Genomic DNA, 24,102 nt, shown 5'->3' with positions numbered 1-24,102 from the left:
CCTCCGGAAGAGTTAGCTGAGGGGTGTGCCAGCGGGGGGCACGTAGCCCTCCGGTAGACGACGGGTGGATTTGTCGCCGAGCTTGGCGAACAGGCCGAATTCAACCTGCTCTCCAAGGTCGGGGTCAATTCCAGCGAACACATCGCGGTAGAGGGTGCGAGCACCGTGCCAGATGTGGCCGAAGAAGAACAGCAGCGCGAAGGTGGCGTGGCCGAAGGTGAACCAGCCGCGCGGTGAGCTGCGGAATGTGCCGTCAGAGTTGTAGGTCTCGCGGTCGAAGTTGAAGGCTTCACCCAGCTGGGCTTTACGGGCCAAACGCTTCACATCAGCGGGGTCAGTGAAGGTTTGTCCGGCCAGCTCGCCGCCATACACGGTAGCTGTGACGCCGGTTTGTTCGAAGGAATACTTCGCTTCAGCGCGGCGGAAAGGGATATCAGCGCGAACGATGCCGTCCTTGTCTTCGAGCACCACAGGGAAGTTCTCGAAGAAGTTGGGCAGGCGGCGCACCTGCAGATCACGGCCGTCTTTGTCGGTGAAAGCGATGTGGCCAATCCAGCCGGTCGGCAGACCATCGCCGTTCACCATCGGACCAACACGGAACAGGCCGCCCTTGGCGGGGCTGTTGCCGACGTAGTCGTAGAAGGCGAGCTTTTCAGGAATCGCGGCGTAAGCCTCCTCAGCTGAGGCGCCTTCAGCGATCGCACCCTGGGCGCGGCGTGCAATCTCTTGCTTGAAGTAGTCCTGATCCCACTGGTAGCGGGTGGGGCCAAACAGTTCGATCGGAGTGGCAGCAGCTCCGTACCACATAGTTCCGGCCACGATGAAGGCGGCAAAGAACACAGCAGCGATGGCGCTGGCGAGCACCGTCTCGATGTTGCCCATGCGCAGAGCCTTGTAGAGACGCTCAGGCGGGCGGGTGGTGATGTGGAAGATGCCCGCAATGATGCCGACGATGCCTGCAGCAATGTGGTGGGCAACGATTCCACCGGGGTTGAAGGGGTTGAAGCCTTCTGGGCCCCAAGCGGGTTGAACCTTCTCCAGGTGGCCCGTAATTCCATAGGGGTCGCTGACCCACATGCCCGGGCCAAAGACCCCGGTCAAGTGGAAAGCGCCAAAGCCGAAGCAGCCAAGGCCAGCCAGCAGGAGGTGGATGCCAAAGATCTTTGGCAGGTCGAGGGCAGGTTCACCGGTGCGGGGGTCTTGCCAGATTTCCAGGTCCCAAAAGGTCCAGTGCCAGATGGCTGCCAAGAAGAGCAGGCCACTGAACACGATGTGGGCGGCAGCAACGCCTTCGAAGCTCCAGAAACCCGGTTCCACGCCAGTGGCCCCGGTGATGCTCCAGCCACCCCAGCTATCGGTCACGCCCAGGCGGGCCATGAAGGGCATCACGAACATGCCCTGACGCCACATGGGGTTCAGGACAGCGTCTGAGGGGTCAAAAATGGCGAGCTCATACAGAGCCATCGAGCCGGCCCAGCCGGCAACCAGGGCGGTGTGCATCAGGTGCACAGCCAGAAGGCGGCCCGGGTCGTTGATGACAACGGTATGAACCCTGTACCAGGGCAATCCCATGGGTTCGGCGCAGTAAACGAGACGGAAGCTCCGCAGCGAGTGCAGAGGTCGCACGATCGTAAGGGGTTTCAGCCGCAGAGCGGTTTGTGGTTTCAAAGGGAAACAGTCATCTGCCCCTGGATCGGCGGGCTGATTGCCTCTTGGTGTCACAAAACGCAAACTCTCACCTGCAGAATGCAGCGTCTTTGGGAGCGGCCCATGCCGGTGGTGCGGTTTGTGCGGGAGGGGCGAGAGGTGTTGTGTCCTCCTGGAACCAATTTGCGGGAGCTGGCGCTTCAAGAGGGTGTTGAGCTCTATGGCTTGAAGGGTCGGCTGGGCAACTGCGGCGGCTGCGGCCAATGCATCACCTGCTTCGTCGAAGTGGTGGCTGAGCGCCAAGAGGGTGCGTTAACGCCCCTCACGGCGGTGGAGCAGCAGAAGTTGCGGCGTCGCCCGGAGTCGTGGCGTTTGGCCTGTCAGGCCTTGGTGCAGGAATCGGTCGCTGTGCTCACCCGTCCGCAGGCTGGCCGCGACGCGCAAAAGCAAGCGATTGCCGCAGCCCAAGCCGAGCCATTGCCTGAGGGCCGGATGCCTGAGCCCGAGCCTGAGCCCGAAGAGGGTGCGGATGAAGCGGTGGAAACCGAGGCTGAGAGCGACGAGCTGTGAACCCAGGCTGAGGAGCCCCCAACGGCGGTGATACCCTCCCGGGGTCTCCTCCAGTGGTCATGGAAACCAACGATCTCGGCTTTGTGGCCACCCTGCTGTTCGTGTTGGTTCCAGCCATCTTTTTGATCATCCTTTACATCCAGACCAACAGCCGCGAAGGTTGATCTGGACTGGCGTTAGCGGGATTCCGGTTCCCGCACCAGCAACACTGGAGCGGGTGCATGCACCCGCACGAAATCACTCACCGATCCACCGAGCAGGCGGTCGAGATCAACCAAGCCGCGAGCGACCAGAGGGCGCCGGTCTTGCGAGGCGATCACCACCATGTCGGCATTGAGCTCGTCGGCCGCAGCGCAGAGTCCGCGGGCGATGTCTCCAGTCCGGTGCACCGTTTGCAGGTCCACGCCGAATTGGCGGGCCCGTTGTTTGGCTTTTTCCAGCAGGCTGTCGCTTGGGCTGTTGCCGCTGCGGGATGGAGCCAGGTCGTGGTGGCTGACGTGAACGCCATGGAGCACGCAGCCGGGAATGCTCTTGGCCAGCTCGCACGCCAGCTTGAGGGCGTCATCGCCTACGCCGGTGCCGTCAATGCCCACCATCAAACGATTGATGTGGCGCACATAGAGGTCGTCGCGTACCAGCAGCATCGGCCGCGTCGAGAGTTGGAACACGTATTGGCTGGCGCTATTGGCCAAAATCGATTGCAGCCGGCCGAGGCCGCGTGAGCCCATCACGATCAGGTCGGCATCGAGCTCGTCGGCGACCTTGAGCACGGTTTGTTTGGTATCGCCCTGGCGCAAGATCGTGTTCACCTCGCCGGGGTTGAGGCCAAGCCGTTGAACGGCTTCAGCCAGCAGGGCGCCACCGTCTTTCCAATGCTCCTGAAGGTTGCTGCTGTTTTGGTCGGAGACCACGTGCAACAGGTTGAGCCGCGCGCTAGCAAAACCGGGGATATCGCGGAGCATGCGGATCATTTCCTCCACGTGCCCTTTGCCGGAGTCGGCGATCAACAGGTTGCGGAACATCAGTTGCTGGAACGCGTAGCGGCAGCCTATGGCGATCAATTGAGCTGGGCTAGGGAATGGCTGGGGATGTAACGCGCTTGCCGTGGGTCTGTCGCAAGCAGGTGCTGCCGCAAGACACCGACCATGCCGGGGTGCTTTGGCATGGTTCCTATGTGGCCTGGCTTGAGGAGGCGAGGGTGCTGGCCCTGGCTGAGGCCGGTTTGGCCTATGCCGAGCTCTCGGCCCAGGGGCTGGAATTGATGGTGGTCGATTTGCAGATCCGCTATCTGCGGGCATTGGCCCACGGCGAAGCGGTGGAATTGCACAGCTGGTTGCAGCCTCAGGCCGGTGTGCGCTTGCCGTTGCTAACGCGCTTCATCCAGGGCGATGGAACTGTGGCTGCTGAGGCGGTGGTCACCTTGGCGCTGGTGGATCGCCAGCGCGGACGGCTGCAACGTCAGCGCCCGCCGGCACTGGAGGCGGCGTTGCAGCGGTTGGCGGCAGGCCCTATGGCAGGCTGATAATACAAATGAACTAATAGCTTGACGCTTGTTGGGCAGCGCAGTTGGTGGTGGACCTGGCTTCAGGTTCCAGGTGTTGGCATCAGCCGGATCAGGCAGCTGGAGCAAGTCTTTGGCAGCTTGCAAGCGGCGTGGTGGGCGCCTGGCGAGCAGCTGTTGGAGTTGCCAGGGGTGGGGCCATCGCTGCTGGCGGGCCGTGATCAGCTGCAGCTGCAGGCTGCAGCGCTGCCTTTGCCGGTGCCCCCCAAGGTGTTGCTGCCCAGCGATTTAGCCATGCCGCCGGCCCTGATGGCGCTGCCGCAGCCGCCGGCAGCGCTGTTTTGGGCAGGCCGCGGCGCCCTATGGCCGTTGCTGCGCCGCCAGCAGGCCATTGCCGTGATTGGTAGCCGCCGGGCCTCTCCCTATGGCTGCTGCTGGGCTCAGCGGTTGGGCGCCGCCCTGGCTGCGGCGGGCTGGCCGGTGATGAGCGGGCTGGCCGAAGGTATTGATGCTCAGGCCCACCAGGGCTGTTTAGAGGCTGGCGGCACGCCCATTGCGGTGCTGGGCACCTCGCTGGAGCGCATTTATCCGCGCCATCACCAGCAGCTTCAAAGCCAGGTGGGCAGGCGCGGTTTGTTGATCTCTGAGCAAGCACCGGGGACTCCTGGACTCCGGGGCGCGTTTGCCAAAAGGAATCGCTTGTTGGTGGCCTTGGCTCAAGCCGTGGTGTTGGTGGAGTGCCCGCGGCGCAGTGGTGCCCTGTTGGCGGCCCAGATCGCTTGGTCGCTGCAGCGGCCGCTTTGGGTGGTGCCGGCTGACAGTGATCGCGAATCGGCAGTTGGCAGCAATGGTTGGCTCAACCAAGGGGCGACCGCCCTGCTTGATCCCGCTCAGCTTGTGGAGACCTTGGGCCCAGGCCCGCTGCAGACCCTGGAGCTGCCGCAGCCGCCAGATCCATCACCGCTGCTGAGCGCCTTGGGTGCGGGGGCCAGTTTTGAGGCGCTGCAGCGGCGATTGCAGCTCTCTCCAGGAGCTTTGGCTCAGCAACTGCTGCACCATGAGCAGCAGGGCTGGATTGAAGCTCTGCCTGGGCTGTGCTGGCGTCCGCGTCACACTGAGATTGATTTGCCGGTGGCCCAACAGCCATGACTTGCCTCAGCGGCTCCGAGTTGCAGCTCTGGCGGCGTGAGCAATTGCTGGGTCAGCAGGATCAAGCGGCCGCGCTGGATTGGTTGCTGGAATTGGAAGCAGGTCTGCTCTGGCGGGAGCTTCAAGCCAGCTATCTCCACCCTGAAGCACCTGTGCAGCTGCGTTGCTCGCTTCAGCGGTTGGAGCAGATCTGGCAGCAGCACCGCCAGCAGCAGGTGCCCTTGCAGCATCTGGTGGGGCGTTGTCCCTGGCAGGATTTAGAGCTGGAAGTCAGCCCAGCGGTGCTGATCCCCCGTCAGGAAACCGAGCTGTTGGTGGAGCTGGCCATGGGCTGTTTTGACGCGTCCGCCGGACCCCAGCACTGGGCCGATCTCGGCACGGGCTCAGGCTGTGTGGCGTTGGCCTTGGCGCGGCATTGGCCCAGTAGCTGCGGCTGGGCTGTGGACTGCAGCGGTGAGGCCTTGGCTGTGGCCCAGCGCAACGCAGCAGCGCTTGGCCTGCACCAAGGCGCTGCGGTGCACTGGTGTGAGGGGCTGTGGTGGCAGCCGTTGCGGCCGGTGGCGGGCCAGTTGGATCTGGTGGTGAGCAACCCTCCCTATATCCCCAGTTCCGTGGTGGATGGGCTGGAGCCTGTAGTGCGTGATCACGAGCCGCGCTTGGCGTTGGATGGAGGTAGCGATGGCCTGGATGCCTTGCGTTTGATCATCGAGGCCGCCCCGCAGATGCTGGCCCCGGGGGGATGGTTGGTGCTTGAGCACCATCACGATCAAGCCGCTGCGGTGGCTGAGCTCTTGGCTGCTGCCGGCCTGCAGGAGCGCCGTCAAGAGAGGGATCTGGAGGGGCAAATGCGTTTTGCGGTGGCGCGCCGCTGCAACCCATGACGGTGGAAGGGTTCCAGGTGCTGGCGCAGCGCTTGCAACAGGGGGAACCGGCCCTGTTTCCCACTGACACCTTGCCGGCATTGGCCGCGATTCCTGCTGCTGCCCAGGCGATCTGGCAGTTGAAGCAGCGACCTGCCGATAAGCCGTTGATCTTGATGGGGGCCTCTGTGGAGCAGCTGCTCCCTTGCCTGGGCCAAGAGCCGCCCGATGGCTGGCAGCGCCTGGCCGAGCTGGGTTGGCCCGGGGCTCTCACGCTGGTGCTACCAGCCCGCGGGCCGGTGGTGGAGGCCCTCAACCCAGGGGGCGGCGGCAGTCTTGGCTTGCGGGTGCCGGCCTGTGAGGCGGCCTTGCAAGTGCTGCGCTGCAGTGGGCCGCTGGCCACCAGCAGTGCTAACCGCTCCGGTGAGCTCGCCTGCCGCACGGCTGCTGAGCTGGCGCGCTGCTTCCCCGAGGTGAGTCGCTTGGCGCCTGAGCCTTGGTTGCCAGGCTCTGGGCAGGCCAGCACCGTGGTGAGCTGGCAGAGCAATGGTTGGCGCGTCCTGCGGCAGGGACAGGTGGTGGTGCCTGAGACCCCCTTCCCTTAGGCCTGAGCTGCGGCTGTGCGGCTAGGTAGGGCCGGCAGTTTCAGGCTGCTCAGCCACGACAGCAGCACCATCAGGCTGGACACCCAAAGGCAGGCCTGCATGCCGCCACTAGCGGTGCGCCCCAGCATGAACACCGCGCCAGAGAGCAGCGTGCCCACCAGGCGACCGGCTGCGTTGGCCATGTAGTAGAAGCCGACGTTGAGGCTGACGCTCTCCGCATCGGTGTAGGCCAGCACCATGTAGGAGTGGATCGATGAATTCATCGCAAACACCACGCCAAAGGCGGCCAGGCCAGCGGTGATGGCGAGGCCCGGATCGCTGTTGCGCCAGAGCGCAATCGCAATCAGGGCGGGAATGGCACTCAGCAGGGCACTCCAGAACTGCACCGCACTGGCGCCTGGGGTGGTGCTTTGGCCCCAGAGGCGCCGCAGGCTGGGCGCTCCCCCTTGCACAAAGCCATAACCGATCACCCAGAGGCCAAGGAATCCGCCGATCTCCCAGAAGTTCCAGCCCAGGGACGCCTCTAAAAACACCGGCAAGGCCACCACAAACCACACATCGCGGGCCCCGAACAGGAAGAAGCGCGCCAGCGATAGGACGTTGATGCCCCTGGATTTGGAGAACAGGGCGCTGAAGCCTGGCTTCTGCTTCATGCGGCCGATCTCGCCAGGCAGCACCAAGGTGAGCGCGAAGGCCAACGCCAAGCCGGCGGCCATCAGGCCCACGGCTGAGTTGAAGCCAACCGCTGTCAGCAGCACACCGCCGAGAAAGAAGCCCACCCCTTTGAGCGCATTTTTCGAGCCCGTGAGGATGGCGACCCATTGGAACAGTTGCTTTTGACCCTGCTGCTCGTTGTCCGGGGTTTTGGGCACCACGGTTTTGATGGCGCTCTTGGCGCTCATCTTGTTGAGGTCTTTGGCAATGCCGCTGATCGCCTGGGCAACCATCACGTAAATCACGCTGAGCAGCTTCGGCCAGCTGGCCGCCACGGGAATCAGCATCACTAGGGCCAGGATCTGCAGCAGGGTGCCGGCCCAGAGGGTCAGCCTGAGGCCATAACTCGCGCCGATCCAGCCGCCATAGAGGTTGGTGAGAACACCAAAGAACTCATAGAAGAGGAAGAGGAAGGCAATCTCAAGCGTGCTGTAGCCGAGCTGGTGGAAGTGGAACACCACCAGCATGCGCAGGGCGCCATCGGTGAGGGTGAAGGCCCAGTAGTTGGCGGTAACGATGCCGTACTGCTGCAGCGGAGAGAGCTTCATGGCTCCAGGGCCACCACATGGCAAGCCAGATCAGCCATGCGGCAGCTGTAACCCCATTCGTTGTCGTACCAGGCAAACACCTTCAGCTGGTTGCCATCCACCACCATCGTTGAGGGCGCATCAATGATCGAGCTGCGGCTGTCGTTGGTGTAGTCGCACGACACCAAGGGCCGCTCTTCGTAGCCAAGGATTCCATTCAGCTGCCCATCGGCAGCTGCTTTGAAGGCGGCATTCACCTGCTCGGCGGTGACGTCTTGCTTGAGTTCAAACACCGCATCGGTGAGCGATCCATTCAGCAACGGCACCCGAACGGCATGGCCATTGAGCTTGCCTTGCAGCTCCGGGAAAATCATGGCGATGGCCTTGGCTGATCCCGTGGTGGTGGGAATCAAGGAGTTCAAGCCAGAGCGAGCCCGCCGCAAATCACTTTTGAACGCATCGATCGGCACCTGGGTGTTGGTGATGTCGTGAATGGTGGTGATCAGCCCGTGTTCAATGCCGAAGGTTTCGTGCACCACCTTCACCACAGGGGCCAAGCAATTTGTGGTGCAGGAGGCTGCGGTAACGAGGCGGTGCTGGCTGGGCTCGTAGAGCTGATGGTTGATGCCATAAACAATGTTGAGAGCCTCAGCGCCGGCGACCTGGCCTTTGACGGGGCAAGCCACGATCACGCGGCGAACCTTGGTTTGATCGAAGTAGGGCTGAAGGGTGTCGGGGGTTTTGATCTTGCCGGTGCACTCCAGCACCAACTCCACCCCGGCTTGATCCCACGGAACAGCTGTTGGATCGCTGTGCTGGGAATAGCTGATGGGCTGGCCGTCGATTTGAAAGCCGCTGTCTGTGGCTCGGGCCTCTTGGCTCCAGCGGCCATGAACCGAATCGAAGGTGAGCAGGTGAGCGGCGGTGGCAGCGTCACCCGCGTTGTCGTTGACGTGCACCAGTTCAATGCCGGGACGCCCCCAAAGGGCACGAAAAACCAGACGACCGATTCGCCCGAAGCCGTTGACGCCTACCTTCAAGGGTTGTATGAGCTCTAGAGGCCCATTAGTTTAAATCAATAAGATTTGATGGATTCGTTGCTGGCCACCGAGCTCAAGCCTGAGTCAGCCAGGGCTCTGCTGAAAGCTTTGGCTGATCCCTTGCGGCTGCGAATCATTGAAACCTTGGCCGAAGGTGAGCGCTGCGTTTGCGACCTCACCAGCGATCTCGAGCTGGCGCAATCCAAGCTCTCGTTTCATTTGCGGGTGCTCAAAGACGCCGGTTTGCTCAGCCAGCGGCTCAGTGGCCGTTGGGTCTACTACCGCTTGGAACCTGGCGCCATCGAAGAGTTGCGCTCCTGGTTGGGCGCTGTGCAGCAGCGCTGTGAGAAGACAGCTCCCCCCTGTTGTTGAGCCTGAATCTCGCTACGTTGCAGGTGTTGCGCCATTGCCATGGGCGGTCTGGTCTTGTTTGTGATCGCGTTGATGGCGCTTTTTGAGTGGGCCTTGGAGCCGTTGATGATCAGCTTGCAGCGGCTGTTCACCCTGCGTGAGCTGATCTGGATCCCGTTGTTGTTGTTGGTGGCGTTGCTGCTCAGCCCCTACGGCGATCCTCATAAAGCCATCACAAAGGGGAAGACTCCCTGAACCCTTGGCCTGAAGCCCTTGCTGGTGTGAGCCGCCGCCGGTATCGATGAGGCGCGCTGGCCTGCTGCCATGGCGGAACCGGTTCGTGCCTATCTCGAGCAGATTGGTCGTTATGCCTTGCTGCGGCCTGAGCAGGAGGTGGAGCTGGCCCGCTTGGTACAACGGGCGCAGCAGCTGGAGCAGCAAACCAAGTTGAGCCCCACAGAACAACGGGAACTGCGGCGCGGCCGCCGGGCTCGTGAGCGCATGATTCAAGCCAACCTGCGCTTGGTGGTCACGGTTGCCAAGACCTACCAAGGGCGTGGTTTGGATTTGATGGACTTGGTGCAGGAGGGCTCGCTCGGATTGATCCGGGCGGTGGAGAAGTTCGATCCCACCCTCGGCTACCGCTTCAGTACATACGCCTGGAATTGGATCCGCCAGGCCATCAGCCGGGGCTTGGAAACCAAAGGCCGCACGCTGCGTTTGCCCATCCATGTCACCCAGCAGCTCAGGGCATTGCATCGGGCCCATGAACGGCTCTGGCAACAGGGACTCAGTACCGATCTGGGTGCTGTGGCGGCGGAAGCTGGGGTTGACCTCAAAGCCGCCAGCTTGGCGTTGCGGATGGCGCCGGGCACCCTCTCGCTCGACACGCCGGCGGCCGGAAGCGAGAGCGATTTGCTGCAGCTGTTGCCATCAGCGGAGCCGTCGCCTTTGGAGGAGGCTGAGCGCCACGATCGTTGGGAGCGTGTGGGCATGCAACTTCGCCATTTGTCCGAACGTGATCAACAGGTGTTGCAGTGGCGTTATCTCACGCCCGAGCGCCAGAAGCTGAGTGTTGTAGGTGAGCAGTTGGGCTGCAGCCGCGAGCGGGCCAGGCAGATTGAACAGCGCGCCTTGATGCGGCTGCGGTTGCGCATGGCGAGCTGATCGTGATGAACATCACGGCTTGAGCAGCCTTGTTATCACCATCTCAACGGCTTGAGTTCTTTGTTGGTTCGAACCACTCACGGCAGCATCAGTGTGGTTGGTGGCTATGGCTGGGTGAATGTGGTGCCGGAACGCCCGAGCCGCTTTGAGTCCCGCCGTCCGCTGCATTGGGCTGGTTGGGTTTGGGACGTGATCTCCCAACATTCCCTGACGCCATCCTGAATTGCTGAGTTTTTCAGCGTTCGCTGCGGCAGCTGTGGAAACTCAGCAGACTGCTGAGATGTTTGCTAGCCAATACTCCCCGCTCGAAATCGTTCTCCTCAAGCCTGAGCGGATTGAGGAGATGGAGCATGCCGTGCAATTGCTGCAGCGTCACTCAACGGTTGTTGTCGACATGGCCTTGCTGGATGACAGCAACGCCCAGCGCTTTATTGACTTTCTCTCCGGCGCTGTTTGGTCCCTGGATGGTTCGATCCAGCGGGTGAGTGATGAGGTGATCGTGGCGGCGCCCATGGCGATCCGTCTCAGCTCAGGTTCAGAGGCAGAGCCCGAAATCTGATCCCACCCAGCAACTCTTACCAACTTTGCGAGCTTCGCCCCAGAGCGTTTCATCGCCTTGGCTGTTGAGGCCGCGAACATGCACTTGGCGGCGTCCTTTGGGGCTGACCTTGATGGTTTGGTCTTCCCCGGTGAGCTCGTTGGGGGCCGTCAGCGAGGTGGTTCCCTGATCCTTTCTGACATCACACAGGCCGCTGTAGCTCAGGGCTTCTCGCACACTCCAGATCCTGCAGGGTTGTTGCAGTTGGGCCCAAAACACTGGCAGCAGCAGCAAAGGCATCAGCGCACGGCTCCATCGATGGGGAAATCAAGTCCGGTGATCTGCCCAGCAGGGTTGAGGATCACAAAGATGTTGTCGGTGGTGCGGTTAAAGCGCACGGTGACGAGCACCAGGGAGCCGTTGCGACCATGCTCGGCTTCCATCACCTTTTCGATTGCCTGGAAGTTGCCGGTGGTCTGCTGCAGCCTCAGCCACTTGTTCTGCAGCGCTTGAGGGCTGATTTCTTTTTGCAGGTCGAGGGCCAGCAGGCTGCGGGCACTGATGAATTGGCCATCGCTCACCGCATCGATGAAGGCGCGCGCCACCTTGGTGGAGTCTTTGTCGGAGACGTTGAACAGCTGGGCGACCAGGCGACCTTGGGGGTTGATCACCAAGGTGGCTTCACGGCTGCCGTTCTCGGTTTGAAGCAACACCTCAACGGAGCTGTTGCCGCTGAGGCCCGTGCGCACGGACTGAATGGTCCAGCTCTCGAGCTGAGGCAATTGATCGAGGGTGCCTTGCACCATCGATGGGCTGCTGGTGGTTTGTAGCGCCTTGCTGAATTGGGAGTAGCGCAGAGCGCCGTCGCGTTGACGCACGGCTTCGAGAATCTGATCAGCTGCTTGCTGGGCGGCTGCTTCGCTCAGAGGGCGCGCCACTCGGCTGCTTTGGGCAGTTGCGGGAAGGGCAAACGGTGTAACGGCGGTGCAAGCCAGCAGGGCGGCCGCTGCTTTGGCCATTGCAGAACGCTTCAACACAGGCAAGCCCAATCCAAAATCGGAGCCATTGTGGCCCAGTCAGAGAAAAAAGAATCCCACTGGTGGACGGCCTTAAGCCGGCTAACGGATTTGAACCGATGGCCTTCGCTTTACAAAAGCGCTGCTCTACCGCTGAGCTAAGCCGGCTGGAGCCTCACTGTACTGCTGGCACCTGGGGCAGAACGTCGTCGCGGACGCGGCGAATGGGCAGGTTGGCGACCAGGGCGGTCGCCCGCTCCTCAGTTTCCAGGCTGACGTCTCCACCTTCGAGGTCGAGCTCCACGTAGCGGTTCACCACCTCGAGAATTTCGCGGCGCATCTGCTCCATCAAGTCAGGATTCAGATCGCTGCGGTCATGGGCCAACACCAGCTGCAGCCGGTGCTTGGCAGTGGTGGCACTGGCCTGCTGACGACCCAGCAGGCGATCAATCATCTCGCGCAGGGTCATGGCTCAGAACAGTTTGGTTTGCATGAGTTGGCGCATCTTGGCCCGCAGGCCGCGGCGCTGTTTGGTGGGATCGGGCAGCGGCACCTCTTCGCCTTGCAAGCGCTTGGCGACATTGCGGTAGGCAATCGCCGCAGGTGAGCTGGAGCCATTGAGGGTGAGGGGCTCACCCCGGTTAGTGCTGACGATCACCTGCTCGTCTTCAAACACCAAGCCCAGCAAGGGCAGCGCCAGGATGTCGGTGACATCGGTCACGCCCAACATCTCCTGGGACTGCATCATCTTGGGGCGCACCCGGTTGAGCACCAGCTGAATCGGCTCCACCTCACGGGTGTTGAGCAGGCCGATCACCCGGTCGGCATCGCGCACGGCAGACACTTCCGGTGTGGTGACAACGATGGCTTCATCAGCGGCAGCCGCCGCATTTTTGAAGCCGTCTTCGATGCCGGCCGGTGCGTCGATCAACACCACATCGAAGTGGGGTTGGATCAGCCCCACGATCTGCTGCATGTCCTCGGGCTTGAGCCACTCGAGCATGCGTGGGTTGCCCGCGGGCAGCAGCGCCAGGTTGGGCTGGAGCTTGTGCTTCACCATCGCCTGCTCCAGGCGGCAGTTGCCGGCCAGCACTTCTTGCGCGGTATAGACGATCCGGTTTTCCAGGCCCAGCAGCAAATCGAGGTTGCGCAGGCCGAAGTCGGCATCGAGAACCGCGGTGCGCACCCCCTGGGATGCCAGGGCGATGCCGAGGTTGGCCGTCAAGGTGGTTTTGCCCACACCGCCTTTGCCGGAGCAAATGAGGATGGTGCGAGTGGATGAGCCAGTCACAGAGGCTGTGGTCTGAGCGCTGTGGCCCAAACGGTTAGGTGAATCCGTGGAAATTACAGCCCTTTAATCGATTTATTTGCATCCTTGGTGGCAGCGCAACGAATGGTTCGCGATGACGCGTGGGGTGACCACCGCAGGCCATCACCAACAGCTGCTGGTCATGCCAGACGATGGCGTTCAGCCGGTGATTGATTTCATCGCATCGGCCCAGCAGCAGCTGCGTTTAAAGCAATTCAAGCTGCAGTCGCCTGTCGTGCTCGATGCGCTGCGTCAGGCCCATGAGAGGGGCGTGCAGGTGCGCGTGATGCTCAACCCCCACACCTCAGGCGGGGATCGCTGGAATGATCAGGCCTATGCCGCCTTGCAGTCGTGGGGTGTGTCTGTGGCCTGGACCAGCGAATCGTTCCCGGTCACCCACGAAAAATCGATCGTGGTGGATGACAGCGCGGCGCTCATTGCCACATTCAACCTCTCGGATAAATACTTCACCGAGACCCGTGATTACGGCGTGATCACCTACGCCGCTCCAGCGGTGGAGCAGGTGATTGATGGCTTTGAGCACGACTGGAGCCGCAGCTTTTTTGATCCCGATCTCACCATTGGTTTGGTCTGGAGCAGTTTTCACAGCCGCGGCCAGATGGCCAAGGTGATCGATACGGCTAAGAAACAGCTTTGGATTCAGCACCCCAAATTTGTTGATGCCGTCATCCTTGAGCGACTCATCGCAGCCCGTGACCGGGGCGTGAAGGTCAAGGTGCTCTGCGGCGGCAAGCACGGCATCTCCGATTGGGACATCTACGACACCTTCGCCAGCCTGCGGGTGCTGAGCCATGCAGGTGTGAAGGTGCGGCGCCAGAAACACATCAAGTTGCACGCCAAGTTGATCGTCATCGATCGCCAGATGGCCCTGATTGGCTCGATGAATATCGATCGCAGCGCCTTTGATCTGCGCCGCGAACTGGGGGTCGAGACCGATGCGCCGGAGGTGGTAGGCCGTTGCGTTGAGCTGTTCCAACGCGATTGGAAGGCTTCAAGGCCTTACCTCGCTCCCGATCCCTTGGATCCCGATGTGCATGAGGAGGGGGAGCTGCCTCCCGATCCCCACTTCATTCACGACTGATGGCAGCCGAGCTGGAGCACGAACCGTTGGCTGCAGCCCCGGGCCGCAAGGGGTTGTTCCTGGGCATGTTGCAGGTGGCGCTGTCCTCCTTTGGTGGGGGCATGTCGGCCTGGAGTCAGCGCATCGTTGTTGAGCAGCGCCGCTGGATGAGCAACGAGAGCTTCATCACTGGCCTCACTGTGGCTCGTCTCTTCCCCGGCCCCAATCAAATCAACATGGCCGTCTACATCGGCGCGCAGTTCCGGGCCTTTGCTGGTGCCGTGGCTGCCGTGGGCGGAATTTTGCTGGTGCCCTTCAGCCTGTTGATGCTGATCGGGGTGGTGTATTTCCAGTTCCACACGGCTCCAGCGGTGGACAGGGTGCTCACCGGGGTGGTGGCCGCGGCCGCGGGCATGGCGCTGTCGATGGGTTTCAAGATCCTGCATGTTTATTGGCGTGATCCGTTGGCCTTGGGGTTAGCGGCGCTCACCTTTGTGGTGCTGGAGTTCAAGGGGATTGGCCTGATCCCGGTGGTGCTGGTGTTGGGGCCGATCGCCATGGCCCTCTACTGGCCGCGGCAGCATCGCCATGGTTGATCCCAGCACCGCTTGGGATACCTGGTTGCAGGTGGTCTGGACTTTTCTGCGGCTGTCGCTGTTTTCACTTGGTGGGGGCAACACCCTGCTGGCGGAATACCACCACCTCTCGGTGGAGCGTTTTGGCTGGATCACCAGCTCCCAGTTCGCTGATCTCTACGCCCTCGCGGAAGCCGCTCCAGGTCCTAGTTCCATGATCGTGGGGCTCTTGGGCCTCGGAGCTGGCTGGGACCACGGTCTGGCGTGGGGCCTGTTGTGCGGAGTGAGCGCTGAAGTGGCGGTGTTGCTGCCCTCCACCGTGGTGATGGTGACGGCGGCGTTGAGCTGGAACCGGCTCAAAGATGCGCCAATTCGGACCGCCTTTGAACGGGGCCTGGGGCCCATCACCTTGGGAATCTTGTTCCATGTGGGCCTCACCGTCCTGCGCACGGCGGACCACAGCGTGGTGGCTTATCTCGTGTCGGCTGTGGTGTGCGCCTTGATGTTGTTCACGCGCATCTCGCCGCTGTATTTCATGGCGGTTGCCGGGGTGCTGGGCGCCATTGGCGTCATCCCCAGCTGATCGGCACCCCTAACTGGGCGGCGCTGATTGCAATCTCATCGCCCTCGAGCCGCGCTTGCTCAGTGATGCCTTGCGGTGGCGGTTCTTCCGGGCCGCGCGCCACGGCATCGGCAATGCGCAGCTGCAGCGGCCGCAGTTGCAGGGCCACGATGCGCGCGTTGCGGGCGCCATGGCATCCGGCATGGGCAATGCCGCGCAGCCGCCCCCAAATCAACACATCACCGCGGGCGCTGATGCGCGCACCTGGGTTCACATCGCCCAGCACCAACACCGCACCATCCACTTCCAGATGTTCGCCAGCGCGCACCGTTCCTCGGTGCACGTGCAACTCGCGTCCAGTGCCCTTGGGCTCCGCGGCACTCTCAGGAGCTGATGGTTCAGCCTGGCTGCGTAGCCCCAGAGCTGCTGAGGCCACCAAGGTGCTGGGCTCGCAGCTGCTCACCTCCTCGAGTTGCAGTCCGGCCTGCTCGAGGCGCTGAGCGATCGCCTGCAGTTGGCTGCAGTGCAAGGGCCAGGGGCCCGCTTCTATCACCACTCGGCCCTGGGGCGGGTCCGCGCCGAGGGCATGCAGCACAGCTTCACAAGGATCAGCACCCGCTTGCCAAGCGCCAAGTTCAAGCCGGTGGGGCCAGCCCGGAGCGGGGGCAGGGTCTAGGCGGGCGACCATGGAGCGAATCCGGCCCGCTCAAGCTAGGGCCACACCAAACCGCTGCCATGGACCGCCCTGCTGCCACGGTGTTCTGCGATTTCGATGGCACCGTCACCAGCGTCGACACCTTTGATGCGGTGGCCGCTCGGGCTGCTCCTGAGCTCTGGGCTGACCTCAAAGCGCAGCTGTTCAACTTCGAGATCACCCTGCTTCAGGGGATGCAGGCCTTGGCCGATGCGCTGACGCCCCACGACCTGCAGGCCATGGTGGATCACATGGGCGAGTACGCCCCGCGCCCTTGTTTTCTGCCGTTTTTGGCTGAACTGGAGCGGGCTGGTGTGCCCTTTGTGTTGGTTTCAGGTGGGCTCGTGCCCTTGGTGGAGGAGGTGCTGGGGGCCCATCGCCACCGCCTGGATCAATTGATTGCGGCTGAGGTGCTGCCCCATCCCGATGGTGGGCTGCGCTTTGAGTCGCCCTTTGCCAATGGACAGGAGCTAGTGGCCAAAGCCGAGGTGGTCAAGCGCTATGGCTGCGGCCGCAGCGTGGTGATTGGTGATTCGATCACCGATTTAGGAATGGCCGAGGTGGCGGATCTGGTGTTTGCCAGAGAGCCCCTCAGCAGCTGGCTTGAGCAGCGCGGCATCGCCTTTCACTCCTGGGACAGCTTTGCTGATGTGGAGGCTGTTCTCAGGCAGCAGGGGTTGCTGCCTGGAGCTGCTGCCTGAGCTGATCACGCACCTCCCTGGGATGCAGCAACCAGGCCAGCTCTTGGGGTTGGCTGAGGCTGTTCACCAGCGGCGAGACCTGCTCGAGGGCTTGCAGGTCTTGGCCGTTCCAGAGCCTGAGCCCACCGACATAGGGGCGATAGCCCGTGCTGCGGCGCTCCCTGAGTCCGCAGCACAGGTCGGGTTCAAGGCCGGCGGCTTGTGACAAGCGTTGGGCCATCGCCAGGGCTTCCAGTCGTTGGGTGCGATCGAGGCCTCGCACGTCGGTGGCTTGCAGCAGATCACGATCGAGCAGCCGCCGGCAGAGCTCCTGCAGTGGCGCTGGTCCCTCTTCCCGCCAGCGCTGCAGGTGATAGCCGGTGCGCAGGTCGTCGTTGGCCAGATAGGTGCTGCTGTCCATGGCATCGGGATCCCATAGCCAGCGCGCCATCACGGCATCGGCAAACAGCGCATCAGCTGTGCTTTGGCGGGCTTGTTGCACGATCTGCTGCAACAACCAATTCGCCACGATGTTGAGCCGGTGGTTGTAGACGGTGCTGTACATCAATGAGCGCACCACCAAGTAGTGCTCAACAGCGCTGCGGCCGCGTGGGTGCAGGGCTAGCTGACCATCGGGGGCCAAGGTCAAGGCGCCAATCAGCCGATCGAGATCGAGTTGGCCGTAGCTGGTGCCGGTGCTGTAGCTATCGCGGCGGAGGTAGTCGAGGCGGTCGCAATCCAGCTGGCTACTGATCAGGGCTTTGGCGGCTGGGTGGGGGCTGCGGCCATGCTCCAGCAGCTCAGCCACCGCCATGGCGGTTCCCGGAGCCCAGGCTTCCAGCGGATCGCGCAGCTCTGGGCACTCCTGCACCAGCCGCGCCGACCAGGCCTCGTGATGCAAGCCAAACATCTCCTCGCCGGCATGGCTCAGCGGGGCATGGCCCACGTCGTGGAGTAGGGCCGCCCCATAGATCAGGCCGCGATGCTCAGCCAGCTCTGGAGCGAGGCGCTCGAGGTGTTGTAGGGCGCGGCGCGCCAGGTGAAGCACGCCGATGGAATGGGTGAAGCGGCTGGATTCTGCGCCGTGGAAGGTGAGAAAGGCAGGCCCAAGCTGGCGGATGCGCCGCAGGCGCTGAAACGCCGGGGCATCGATCAGGGCGATCACCATCGCCTCGGCTGGATCGTTGCTGTCGAGAATGATCTCGCCGTGCAGCGGATCGTGGTACGAGCGCCGCTTCATGCCTCGAGTTGCGTGATCAACGCCTCTTCAGCGCTGCGCAACCAGGCGTCATCGTCGCTGCCGATGCTGCTGCCGCTGGGCTCGGTGCTGCTCAGGGGCTCATCGGGCTCAAGCCCTTGCCCCTGAATCGCTCGGCCATTGGGCGTGAGGTAGCGGGCCACGGTGACGGCCAAGCCGCTGCCATCACCAAGGGGTAAGAGCGTTTGGATCTCCCCTTTGCCAAAGCTGGTGCTGCCCAACAGCTGCGAGCGATCGTTGTCTTGCAAGGCGCCAGCCAAAATTTCGCTGGCACTGGCCGTGCCGCCATTGATCAAGGTGAGCATGGGGCCATCAAAGAGCCGGCCGCCGTTGGCCGGACGTTGCTCATTAATGCCGTTGCGGTCCTGGGTTTCAACAATCACATCGCCAGCGAGGAAGTCGTCGGCAACGGCCAGCCCAGCGCTCACCAGCCCGCCGGTGTTGTTGCGCAAATCCAGCACCAATCCTTCGATGCCCTTGGCTTCGAGATCTGCCAAGGCTTCTTGAACGGCTTCCGGCACCGGCTCGCTGAACTGATTGATTCGCAGATACCCCAGGGTGTGATCACCACTACGAAGCCGGCGGCTGCGAACTGGGCGTAGGTCAATCGCCCGCCGCTCGAGATCGAGGCTTTGCTCCTCGTCATCGGGGAGGGTCACCTCCAGATGCACGCTGCTGCCGCTGTCGCCCCGCAACAGAGCAGCGCTGCCATCGAGACCTAGCTCGTTGGTGGCTTGTCCGTTGATGCTGCGCAGCACGGTGCCATCTACCAAGCCAGCCTCGGCAGCTGGAGAGTCTTCCACCGGGGCGATCACCACCACGCTGCCGCTGTCGTGATTGATGCCGAGCTGAAGCCCGATGCCGCTCACGGTTCCTTTGGTGGCGGCTTCCAATTGGCCGTAGGACTCCGGCCTCAGCAGGCGGGTGTAGGGGTCATCCAAGGGCGCCAGCATGGCGTCGATCGCGTCATAGGCCTCGCCGCGATTGCTGATGGATTTCTCCAATGCCTTTTGCCTCAGGCGCCGCCAGGGCACGCCGCTGAAGCTGGGGTCCACATAGCTCTCATTCACCAGCCGCCAAACATCCACCACCAGGGTTTGGTCGTCTGTGAGGGCTAGGGCGGGACCGCTGAGCTGGAGGATCAGCAGCAGGGGCAACGCCAAAACGAAAGCCGGCCTGAAGAAGGCATGCCAAAGCCGAAGCCGGGTCACGGGCTACTCGTTGCTATCAGTAGACTCTCGCCACAACCTGCTTCCGGGCAACCCTCCCCACCGGCATGGCGAATTCATCCCCTGTCTACGACTGGTTCAACGAGCGTCTTGAGATCCAAGACATCGTTGACGACATCTCTTCGAAATACGTGCCGCCCCACGTCAACATCTTCTATTGCCTGGGCGGCATCACCTTGGTCTGCTTCCTAATTCAGTTCGCCACTGGATTTGCGATGACCTTTTATTACAAGCCCACGGTGGTAGAGGCCTACAGCTCCGTTCAGTACTTGATGACGGATGTGAGCTTTGGTTGGTTGATCCGCTCGGTGCACCGCTGGAGCGCCAGCATGATGGTGCTGATGCTGATCCTGCACGTCTTCCGCGTGTACCTGACTGGCGGTTTCAAGCGCCCTCGCGAGCTCACTTGGGTCACCGGCGTGACCATGGCTGTGATCACCGTCTCCTTTGGTGTGACCGGTTATTCCTTGCCTTGGGATCAGGTTGGCTACTGGGCCGTGAAGATTGTGTCGGGTGTTCCCGCCGCGGTTCCAGTGGTTGGCGACTTCATGGTTGAGCTGCTTCGCGGCGGTGAGAGCGTTGGTCAGTCCACCCTCACTCGCTTCTACAGCCTCCACACTTTTGTGTTGCCTTGGCTGCTGGCGGTGTTCATGCTTGCCCACTTCCTGATGATTCGTAAGCAAGGCATCTCTGGTCCCCTCTGATCGGCCAGAAACTTCCTAATCTGTCCACAACGGTTCAACTCCTTACTTCCCTCCAGCGATGCACATCCTCAAGGAACCGGATCTGAACGATCCCAAGCTGCGCGCCAAGCTCGCCAAGGGCATGGGCCACAACTATTACGGAGAGCCCGCTTGGCCGAACGATCTCCTCTATATCTTCCCGGTGGTGATCCTCGGAACCATCGCTTGTGTGGTGGCTCTGGCTGTTCTTGATCCGGCCATGCTGGCTGACAAGGCTGATCCGTTTGCCACTCCTCTGGAAATCCTTCCTGAGTGGTACCTCTACCCGGTCTTCCAGATTCTGCGCGTGGTGCCCAACAAGTTGTTGGGTATTGCTTTGCAAACCATGATTCCCTTGGGCCTGATGCTGGTGCCCTTCATCGAGAGCTTCAACAAGTTCCAGAACCCCTTCCGTCGTCCGGTGGCCATGGCCGTCTTCCTGTTCGGAACCGCCTTCACCATCTATCTCGGTATTGGTGCCGCTCTGCCGATCGACAAGTCCCTCACCTTGGGCCTGTTCTGATCTCAGAGATCAATCAATAGTTCTTGAGAAAGCTCTTCCGCTCGTCGGGAGAGCTTTTTTGTTGTTTTTGATCCTGGAACGAGAGCCTGAGTGGCCCGACATCGTCGAGGTCGAGCAGCTTCACATCCTGCGGGGCCTTGCGCATCAAGTGATGCAGCAGCAAGAAGCCCACGATGGTCCAGGTTTGGTTGATGCGAGCTTGTTGTCCCACCCACGTGCCAGTAGGGCCATCGAAGTATTCAGCCCACTGCTGACGCGGGAGTTGATTGAGCTGCTGCCAGTAGCACTCCTCGAGCATCGTGCGGGTTTGGCCCAGTAGCAGCAGGTCATCGTTGGGGTAGAGCCGCTGGTGCATCAGCACCGCAGCCGCCATGGGCCACAACAAGCTGGGCCAGTGGCCGCCGTTGTGATAACTCCAGGGCCAATTTTTTGGGTCCATGCCGGTGTTGGTGATCCATTCGTCTTGATCCATCGGCGGATGGCAGATGCGCATCGGCATCTCCGCCATCAAGTGATGGCGGTTGTGGATCACCAGGCGGAACAGGGCCAGTTGCTGGGGGCCGGTGAGCAGCCCAAAGAGTGAACCCAGGGCATTGCCCAGGCTGTAGAAGCGGAAATCAGGCCGGCCGGTGCGCATGTTGCCGATCAAGTAGCCGCCGCGGTCATCCAGCCACTCCTGCAACCAGTGGGGAATCACCTCCGGTTGCACGTTGAATTCATTGCGTGATTGGTAGTCGCCGTATTGCTCGGTTGGTCTCCGCCGCAGCACCTGCATCGTCTTGCTGGTCACCCAGTAGTGGTTGAGCAGGTAAACGCGCAGATCCCGCATCCAGGTGCGGGTGAGTTCCAGCCGCTGCTGGATCAAGGGGCCGCCATGGCCGCCCCCTTCCACCAGGCTCATCAGTTGGCAACAGCTCTTGAGGCAGCCGAACAGCAGCACCTCCACTTCCAATGGCGCGCCCCAAACGTCCATCGGACGGTCAATCATGAAGGCGCAGTCGGGAACGAACAGCACCGGCGGTTCGTAGAAGCTCGGTTGCAGCACTAGATCCAACAGCAGCTGCACGGCCCTCTGCACCTTGGGGCTGGTGCCATAGCTCGTATCGCCGCTGGCCCGCACGTACATCCAACAGAGCACTGGCCACCACAGGGAGGCATCGACTGATGTGATGCGGCCAATGGAGCGTTGGCCGTAGTCGGCCAGGATTTTGTCGTCCTCTTCCACAAAGCTGGTGGGGAAGACGCCGCGGGTCCGGTAGGAGCGGCTTTGCAGCTCGAGGCACAGATCGAGGAAGTGCCGCACGATCTCAAAGCGGCCCCGCAACAGCAGGTAGACCATCACCGGCACGTTGTCGCGCAGGAAGATCTCGCCGTAGTTCAGCTCGCTGTCATGAACCGAGCTTTCCAGTGCTGCCACAGCACCAGCTAGCTGGCCGCGCACGTTGACCAGGGTTTGCTCGAACAGCTCTTCGGCCTGGCGCACCACCTCCGATTCACCGGAGTTGGGGCGGGTCGTGTGCTCCGATTTCGACGGTGACCGCGGGACCTTGGGTATGGCTGGCGCCCCCAAACCTCAATTTCAACGTAGTCCTGGCAGCCTGGGTGGCGCCATTGCCTCCAGGCTGGACACCACAATGGGCCACTCGGCACTCAGCGTTTCCGGGTTGCCAGGACGCTGGCTGCCGCAAATTTGCAGCCCAGCAGCTTGGGCGGCGGCCAATTCCCCGCTGGAATCACTCATGAACAACACCGCATGGGCTGGCAGCTGCAGATCAGCAGCCAACAACGTGTAGCTCTGGGCCTCCTTTTTGGGCCCCAGGCGGGTGTCATACCAGCGCTCAAACAAGCCGCTGAGATCGCCATCATTGGTGTGGCCATAAAACAGTTGCTGAGCAGCCACCGATCCAGAGGAATAGACGGCCAGGCGCAAACCGCGTTGGTGCCACTGTTTCAGCGCTGGGGCGACATCGGCGAACAGCGGAGTGATTAAGGCTCCAGATTGGTAACCATGACGCCAGGTGATCCCCTGCAGCTCTTTGAGCGGCGCCAGTTTGCGATCTTGATCAATCAGCCACTGCAAATAGGGCAGCAGGGCCAGGGAATCTGGGGAATCGCTGTAGGCCGGGGCTCCTGCGTCGGTGTCTTGCTTCCAGGCGATTCGCACTTCATCCAGCAAGGGCTTCAGCGGCGCTTGTTGGTCGTCTTGGCTCAGCAGGGTGCCTAGATGCTGCCGGGCATAGGGGAACAAACTGCCAGTCACGAAATCCACCGGGCAGGTGGTGCCTTCGATATCAAGAACGATGGCGCGCAGCGACTCCCAATCGATCACGGCTGAATCCCTAATCCCTGCAACAACAGTTGGCGCCAGCGCTGCTCCAACAAAAACTCAAGAATCTCCAGATGGCGCCTGGCACTGAATAGATCCTCGCCCCAGCCGTAGAGCCCATGGCCAGCGATCAAAAGCCCATGGGGCGCTCCGGCCAGGTGCGGCTGCGCCGCCTCGCTCAGACGTTGCAGGTCTTGGTCATTGGCCAGCACCGGCACGCTCACGCTGCTTTGGTGTGTGCTCACCCCAGCTAAGCCCTTGAGCATCTCCAGGTCTTGGAGCTTGAGGCCTCCGCGGGGCAGGGCCCATTGCGAGAGCAAGGTGCCGGCCTGGGAATGGCTATGGAGCACAGCGCCCGCCGCGCAGCTGCGCACGATCTTGAGATGTAAGAGCGTTTCGGCGCTGGCTTTGCCTGTTCCTTCAATTACCGCTGCGTTGCCATCAACAACGATCAGCTCATCAGCGGAGACGTTGCCCTTGTGTACGCCGCTGGGTGCCATCAACAGCTGCAAGGGCTCGCGGCTGATCAAGCAGCTGAAGTTGCCGCCAGTGCCATCACACCAACCGCGGCGATGGATATCAGCCATGACATCCACCAGCTCTTGCTTCAGCGCTGACAGCTTGGACACCAGTGACTGCTGCGTCCCCCCAGTGTGTCGCGCCGCAGAATCGTGCCGCACTGGCGGCAGGGTTCCCCGCCGCGCCGGTACACCCAGGCCTGGCCGCCGTAGTTGCCATTGGTGCCGGTGAGGTCGCGGAAATCGCTGAAGGTGGTGCCGCCAGCCCCAATGCTCAGCTCCAGCACCTTCACCAAGGCTGCCCGCAGCTTCTCCAGTCGCGCCGCGCTCACGCTCCCCGCTGGGGTGTGGGGGCGGATGCCAGCCATAAACAGGCTTTCATCGGCATAGATGTTGCCTACGCCGGCCACCAGGGCCTGATCGAGCAGGGCATTTTTGATGGGGCGGCTGGAGCCCTTCAGTCGCTGGCGCAGGTAGTTGGCATTGAACGCGTCGCTGAAGGGTTCAGGCCCCAAACGGGTGAGGCCGGTGATCACCTGCTCGGTTGGCGTGCCCAGGGGCACAAACCAGAGCTCTCCAAAGGAGCGCACATCCACAAAGCGCAGCTCATGCTTTTCGGAGAGAAAGCGAACCCTGGTGTGCGGGCAAGGCGGTCGCTCCTCGCGCTGGAGCCATTGAAATTGGCCGGTCATGCGCAGATGCACCCCCAGCTCACCGGCTGGTGCGCCATCGCGTTCAAGTTTGGCCACTAAATATTTGCCGCGCCGGCGCCAACTGGCCAACTCGCATCCCCTCAGGGCCGCGGTGAATCCATCGGGGTCACCTTTGGGCGCTGCAATGGCTCGGCTGCGGCAAACGATCGTTTCGCCAATAGGAAAACGGCCCACCTGCAGCTCGAGGCCGTGGCGAACCGTTTCAACTTCCGGAAGTTCCGGCACCT

Annotated in this window: 32 protein-coding genes and 1 tRNA gene; 17 read left to right on the top strand and 16 right to left on the bottom strand. The window is 62.0% G+C overall.

The annotated features are described in order from the left end of the window. Positions 1 to 12 precede the first annotated feature (12 nt). The gene (gene psbB, locus SIB46_RS06180; protein ID WP_413297644.1) at positions 13 to 1,572 is read right to left on the bottom strand and encodes a photosystem II chlorophyll-binding protein CP47; all 1,560 of its coding nucleotides are present in this window, start codon (positions 1,570 to 1,572) and stop codon (positions 13 to 15) included. 198 nt (positions 1,573 to 1,770) lie between these two features. On the opposite strand from psbB, the gene SIB46_RS06175 reads away from it, so the two are divergent. Then, complete coding sequence (locus SIB46_RS06175) at positions 1,771 to 2,217, top strand: 2Fe-2S iron-sulfur cluster-binding protein (protein WP_413297727.1); 447 nt, start codon at positions 1,771 to 1,773, stop codon at positions 2,215 to 2,217. Between the two features lie 59 nt (positions 2,218 to 2,276). Continuing rightward, a complete protein-coding gene (psbM, locus tag SIB46_RS06170; RefSeq protein ID WP_043736515.1) occupies positions 2,277 to 2,381 on the top strand; it encodes a photosystem II reaction center protein PsbM in 105 nt (34 codons plus the stop codon). Positions 2,382 to 2,393: 12 nt separating this feature from the next. Here psbM and SIB46_RS06165 read toward each other — a convergent pair whose 3' ends face one another. Next, complete coding sequence (locus SIB46_RS06165) at positions 2,394 to 3,239, bottom strand: universal stress protein (RefSeq protein ID WP_413297725.1); 846 nt, start codon at positions 3,237 to 3,239, stop codon at positions 2,394 to 2,396. A gap of 77 nt (positions 3,240 to 3,316) precedes the next feature. Between SIB46_RS06165 and SIB46_RS06160 the strand changes: the two genes are divergently transcribed. The 4 genes from SIB46_RS06160 to SIB46_RS06145 are packed head-to-tail and all read left to right on the top strand — an operon-like array spanning position 3,317 to position 6,332. Continuing rightward, complete coding sequence (locus SIB46_RS06160; RefSeq protein ID WP_413297643.1) at positions 3,317 to 3,739, top strand: acyl-CoA thioesterase; 423 nt, start codon at positions 3,317 to 3,319, stop codon at positions 3,737 to 3,739. Between the two features lie 21 nt (positions 3,740 to 3,760). Further along, a complete protein-coding gene (locus SIB46_RS06155; protein WP_413297642.1) occupies positions 3,761 to 4,867 on the top strand; it encodes a DNA-processing protein DprA in 1,107 nt (368 codons plus the stop codon). Continuing rightward, a complete protein-coding gene (gene prmC / locus SIB46_RS06150) occupies positions 4,864 to 5,748 on the top strand; it encodes a peptide chain release factor N(5)-glutamine methyltransferase (protein WP_413297641.1) in 885 nt (294 codons plus the stop codon). Before SIB46_RS06155 ends, prmC begins: the two co-directional genes overlap by 4 nt. Then, positions 5,745 to 6,332: an L-threonylcarbamoyladenylate synthase gene (locus SIB46_RS06145; RefSeq protein ID WP_413297639.1), complete on the top strand. Its 588-nt coding sequence runs from the start codon at positions 5,745 to 5,747 to the stop codon at positions 6,330 to 6,332. Before prmC ends, SIB46_RS06145 begins: the two co-directional genes overlap by 4 nt. On the opposite strand, the gene arsJ is transcribed toward SIB46_RS06145, so the two are convergent. Then, a complete protein-coding gene (gene arsJ, locus SIB46_RS06140; RefSeq protein ID WP_413297638.1) occupies positions 6,329 to 7,594 on the bottom strand; it encodes an organoarsenical effux MFS transporter ArsJ in 1,266 nt (421 codons plus the stop codon). The genes SIB46_RS06145 and arsJ overlap by 4 nt on opposite strands. After that, positions 7,591 to 8,613: an ArsJ-associated glyceraldehyde-3-phosphate dehydrogenase gene (locus SIB46_RS06135; RefSeq protein WP_413297637.1), complete on the bottom strand. Its 1,023-nt coding sequence runs from the start codon at positions 8,611 to 8,613 to the stop codon at positions 7,591 to 7,593. Before SIB46_RS06135 ends, arsJ begins: the two co-directional genes overlap by 4 nt. 48 nt (positions 8,614 to 8,661) lie before the next feature. Between SIB46_RS06135 and SIB46_RS06130 the strand changes: the two genes are divergently transcribed. From SIB46_RS06130 to SIB46_RS06110, 5 genes are all read left to right on the top strand, one after another. Next, positions 8,662 to 8,985: an ArsR/SmtB family transcription factor gene (locus tag SIB46_RS06130; RefSeq protein WP_413297636.1), complete on the top strand. Its 324-nt coding sequence runs from the start codon at positions 8,662 to 8,664 to the stop codon at positions 8,983 to 8,985. Positions 8,986 to 9,024: 39 nt separating this feature from the next. Continuing rightward, positions 9,025 to 9,219: a hypothetical protein gene (locus SIB46_RS06125; protein ID WP_413297635.1), complete on the top strand. Its 195-nt coding sequence runs from the start codon at positions 9,025 to 9,027 to the stop codon at positions 9,217 to 9,219. Between the two features lie 69 nt (positions 9,220 to 9,288). Then, a complete protein-coding gene (locus tag SIB46_RS06120) occupies positions 9,289 to 10,131 on the top strand; it encodes an RNA polymerase sigma factor RpoD/SigA (RefSeq protein WP_413297634.1) in 843 nt (280 codons plus the stop codon). Positions 10,132 to 10,194: 63 nt separating this feature from the next. Further along, positions 10,195 to 10,353, top strand: a complete 159-nt coding sequence (locus SIB46_RS06115) for a hypothetical protein (RefSeq protein ID WP_413297633.1) — start codon at positions 10,195 to 10,197, stop codon at positions 10,351 to 10,353. A gap of 34 nt (positions 10,354 to 10,387) precedes the next feature. Continuing rightward, complete coding sequence (locus tag SIB46_RS06110) at positions 10,388 to 10,690, top strand: cell division protein SepF (protein ID WP_413297631.1); 303 nt, start codon at positions 10,388 to 10,390, stop codon at positions 10,688 to 10,690. On the opposite strand, the gene SIB46_RS06105 is transcribed toward SIB46_RS06110, so the two are convergent. The 5 genes from SIB46_RS06105 to minD form a co-directional block, all read right to left on the bottom strand. Next, entirely contained in the window at positions 10,667 to 10,969 is a 303-nt protein-coding gene (locus tag SIB46_RS06105; protein WP_413297630.1) for a hypothetical protein, read from the bottom strand. The two genes, SIB46_RS06110 and SIB46_RS06105, sit on opposite strands and share 24 nt — an antisense overlap. Then, a complete protein-coding gene (locus SIB46_RS06100; RefSeq protein ID WP_413297629.1) occupies positions 10,969 to 11,703 on the bottom strand; it encodes a DUF3887 domain-containing protein in 735 nt (244 codons plus the stop codon). Before SIB46_RS06100 ends, SIB46_RS06105 begins: the two co-directional genes overlap by 1 nt. Positions 11,704 to 11,781: 78 nt before the next feature. Continuing rightward, positions 11,782 to 11,853: transfer RNA gene (locus tag SIB46_RS06095), tRNA-Thr, on the bottom strand. Between the two features lie 7 nt (positions 11,854 to 11,860). After that, complete coding sequence (minE, locus tag SIB46_RS06090) at positions 11,861 to 12,154, bottom strand: cell division topological specificity factor MinE (RefSeq protein ID WP_011934854.1); 294 nt, start codon at positions 12,152 to 12,154, stop codon at positions 11,861 to 11,863. Positions 12,155 to 12,157: 3 nt separating this feature from the next. Further along, complete coding sequence (gene minD / locus SIB46_RS06085) at positions 12,158 to 12,976, bottom strand: septum site-determining protein MinD (RefSeq protein WP_413297628.1); 819 nt, start codon at positions 12,974 to 12,976, stop codon at positions 12,158 to 12,160. Positions 12,977 to 13,088: 112 nt separating this feature from the next. Here minD and SIB46_RS06080 point away from each other — a divergent pair, with 112 nt between their 5' ends. From SIB46_RS06080 to SIB46_RS06070, 3 genes are read left to right on the top strand one after another with little or no spacing between them, the layout of a single operon-like run. Then, positions 13,089 to 14,096, top strand: a complete 1,008-nt coding sequence (locus SIB46_RS06080) for a phospholipase D-like domain-containing protein (RefSeq protein WP_413297627.1) — start codon at positions 13,089 to 13,091, stop codon at positions 14,094 to 14,096. Next, complete coding sequence (locus SIB46_RS06075; RefSeq protein ID WP_413297626.1) at positions 14,096 to 14,671, top strand: chromate transporter; 576 nt, start codon at positions 14,096 to 14,098, stop codon at positions 14,669 to 14,671. The genes SIB46_RS06080 and SIB46_RS06075 overlap by 1 nt, the downstream gene beginning before the upstream one ends. Continuing rightward, positions 14,664 to 15,233, top strand: coding sequence for a chromate transporter (locus tag SIB46_RS06070; RefSeq protein WP_413297625.1), 570 nt, complete (start codon positions 14,664 to 14,666; stop codon positions 15,231 to 15,233). Before SIB46_RS06075 ends, SIB46_RS06070 begins: the two co-directional genes overlap by 8 nt. Here the strand turns inward: SIB46_RS06070 and minC are convergent. After that, positions 15,220 to 15,900, bottom strand: coding sequence for a septum site-determining protein MinC (gene minC, locus SIB46_RS06065; protein WP_413297624.1), 681 nt, complete (start codon positions 15,898 to 15,900; stop codon positions 15,220 to 15,222). The genes SIB46_RS06070 and minC overlap by 14 nt on opposite strands. A 47-nt stretch (positions 15,901 to 15,947) precedes the next feature. On the opposite strand from minC, the gene SIB46_RS06060 reads away from it, so the two are divergent. Then, positions 15,948 to 16,607: an HAD-IB family phosphatase gene (locus SIB46_RS06060; RefSeq protein WP_413297623.1), complete on the top strand. Its 660-nt coding sequence runs from the start codon at positions 15,948 to 15,950 to the stop codon at positions 16,605 to 16,607. Here the strand turns inward: SIB46_RS06060 and SIB46_RS06055 are convergent. Both SIB46_RS06055 and ctpZ read right to left on the bottom strand, forming a co-directional pair. Then, entirely contained in the window at positions 16,570 to 17,826 is a 1,257-nt protein-coding gene (locus tag SIB46_RS06055) for an HD domain-containing protein (protein WP_413297622.1), read from the bottom strand. The two genes, SIB46_RS06060 and SIB46_RS06055, sit on opposite strands and share 38 nt — an antisense overlap. Beyond that, the gene (gene ctpZ / locus SIB46_RS06050) at positions 17,823 to 19,055 is read right to left on the bottom strand and encodes a carboxyl-terminal processing protease CtpZ (protein WP_413297621.1); all 1,233 of its coding nucleotides are present in this window, start codon (positions 19,053 to 19,055) and stop codon (positions 17,823 to 17,825) included. The genes SIB46_RS06055 and ctpZ overlap by 4 nt, the downstream gene beginning before the upstream one ends. Before the next feature lie 65 nt (positions 19,056 to 19,120). On the opposite strand from ctpZ, the gene petB reads away from it, so the two are divergent. Both petB and petD read left to right on the top strand, forming a co-directional pair. Further along, positions 19,121 to 19,777, top strand: coding sequence for a cytochrome b6 (gene petB / locus SIB46_RS06045; protein WP_011934863.1), 657 nt, complete (start codon positions 19,121 to 19,123; stop codon positions 19,775 to 19,777). Positions 19,778 to 19,835: 58 nt separating this feature from the next. Next, positions 19,836 to 20,318 carry a cytochrome b6-f complex subunit IV gene (gene petD / locus SIB46_RS06040; protein ID WP_011934864.1) on the top strand — a complete coding sequence of 161 codons (483 nt, stop codon included), beginning with the start codon at positions 19,836 to 19,838 and terminating at the stop codon, positions 20,316 to 20,318. A 13-nt stretch (positions 20,319 to 20,331) separates the two neighbouring features. On the opposite strand, the gene SIB46_RS06035 is transcribed toward petD, so the two are convergent. From SIB46_RS06035 to SIB46_RS06020, 4 genes are all read right to left on the bottom strand, one after another. Then, positions 20,332 to 21,801, bottom strand: a complete 1,470-nt coding sequence (locus SIB46_RS06035; protein ID WP_413297724.1) for a glycoside hydrolase 100 family protein — start codon at positions 21,799 to 21,801, stop codon at positions 20,332 to 20,334. Positions 21,802 to 21,897: 96 nt separating this feature from the next. Continuing rightward, on the bottom strand, positions 21,898 to 22,647 hold the full coding sequence (gene mtnC, locus SIB46_RS06030; protein WP_413297620.1) for an acireductone synthase: 750 nt from the start codon (positions 22,645 to 22,647) through the stop codon (positions 21,898 to 21,900). Continuing rightward, entirely contained in the window at positions 22,644 to 23,273 is a 630-nt protein-coding gene (gene mtnB, locus SIB46_RS06025) for a methylthioribulose 1-phosphate dehydratase (protein WP_413297619.1), read from the bottom strand. The genes mtnC and mtnB overlap by 4 nt, the downstream gene beginning before the upstream one ends. Beyond that, on the bottom strand, positions 23,252 to 24,100 hold the full coding sequence (locus SIB46_RS06020) for a DNA-formamidopyrimidine glycosylase (RefSeq protein ID WP_413297618.1): 849 nt from the start codon (positions 24,098 to 24,100) through the stop codon (positions 23,252 to 23,254). Before SIB46_RS06020 ends, mtnB begins: the two co-directional genes overlap by 22 nt. Between the last annotated feature and the right edge of the window lie 2 nt (positions 24,101 to 24,102).

The organism is Synechococcus sp. MIT S9452, from assembly GCF_047304245.1.
Classification (GTDB): Bacteria; Cyanobacteriota; Cyanobacteriia; order PCC-6307; family Cyanobiaceae; genus RCC307.
This window is presented reverse-complemented; position numbering and strand designations above follow the sequence as displayed.

What these genes read in the sequence shown, in the direction of transcription:
- minC (WP_413297624.1), bottom strand. Translation starts at nt 15,900, where the DNA reads ATGGTCGCCCGCCTAGACCCTGCCCCCGCTCCGGGCTGGCCCCACCGG.
- SIB46_RS06175 (WP_413297727.1), top strand. Translation starts at nt 1,771, where the DNA reads ATGCCGGTGGTGCGGTTTGTGCGGGAGGGGCGAGAGGTGTTGTGTCCT.
- SIB46_RS06120 (WP_413297634.1), top strand. Translation starts at nt 9,289, where the DNA reads ATGGCGGAACCGGTTCGTGCCTATCTCGAGCAGATTGGTCGTTATGCC.
- minE (WP_011934854.1), bottom strand. Translation starts at nt 12,154, where the DNA reads ATGACCCTGCGCGAGATGATTGATCGCCTGCTGGGTCGTCAGCAGGCC.
- SIB46_RS06060 (WP_413297623.1), top strand. Translation starts at nt 15,948, where the DNA reads ATGGACCGCCCTGCTGCCACGGTGTTCTGCGATTTCGATGGCACCGTC.
- SIB46_RS06165 (WP_413297725.1), bottom strand. Translation starts at nt 3,239, where the DNA reads ATGTTCCGCAACCTGTTGATCGCCGACTCCGGCAAAGGGCACGTGGAG.
- psbB (WP_413297644.1), bottom strand. Translation starts at nt 1,572, where the DNA reads ATGGGATTGCCCTGGTACAGGGTTCATACCGTTGTCATCAACGACCCG.
- SIB46_RS06070 (WP_413297625.1), top strand. Translation starts at nt 14,664, where the DNA reads ATGGTTGATCCCAGCACCGCTTGGGATACCTGGTTGCAGGTGGTCTGG.
- petD (WP_011934864.1), top strand. Translation starts at nt 19,836, where the DNA reads ATGCACATCCTCAAGGAACCGGATCTGAACGATCCCAAGCTGCGCGCC.
- SIB46_RS06145 (WP_413297639.1), top strand. Translation starts at nt 5,745, where the DNA reads ATGACGGTGGAAGGGTTCCAGGTGCTGGCGCAGCGCTTGCAACAGGGG.
- SIB46_RS06105 (WP_413297630.1), bottom strand. Translation starts at nt 10,969, where the DNA reads ATGCCTTTGCTGCTGCTGCCAGTGTTTTGGGCCCAACTGCAACAACCC.
- petB (WP_011934863.1), top strand. Translation starts at nt 19,121, where the DNA reads ATGGCGAATTCATCCCCTGTCTACGACTGGTTCAACGAGCGTCTTGAG.
- SIB46_RS06125 (WP_413297635.1), top strand. Translation starts at nt 9,025, where the DNA reads ATGGGCGGTCTGGTCTTGTTTGTGATCGCGTTGATGGCGCTTTTTGAG.
- SIB46_RS06130 (WP_413297636.1), top strand. Translation starts at nt 8,662, where the DNA reads ATGGATTCGTTGCTGGCCACCGAGCTCAAGCCTGAGTCAGCCAGGGCT.
- SIB46_RS06080 (WP_413297627.1), top strand. Translation starts at nt 13,089, where the DNA reads ATGACGCGTGGGGTGACCACCGCAGGCCATCACCAACAGCTGCTGGTC.
- arsJ (WP_413297638.1), bottom strand. Translation starts at nt 7,594, where the DNA reads ATGAAGCTCTCTCCGCTGCAGCAGTACGGCATCGTTACCGCCAACTAC.
- prmC (WP_413297641.1), top strand. Translation starts at nt 4,864, where the DNA reads ATGACTTGCCTCAGCGGCTCCGAGTTGCAGCTCTGGCGGCGTGAGCAA.
- SIB46_RS06055 (WP_413297622.1), bottom strand. Translation starts at nt 17,826, where the DNA reads ATGAAGCGGCGCTCGTACCACGATCCGCTGCACGGCGAGATCATTCTC.
- psbM (WP_043736515.1), top strand. Translation starts at nt 2,277, where the DNA reads ATGGAAACCAACGATCTCGGCTTTGTGGCCACCCTGCTGTTCGTGTTG.
- SIB46_RS06075 (WP_413297626.1), top strand. Translation starts at nt 14,096, where the DNA reads ATGGCAGCCGAGCTGGAGCACGAACCGTTGGCTGCAGCCCCGGGCCGC.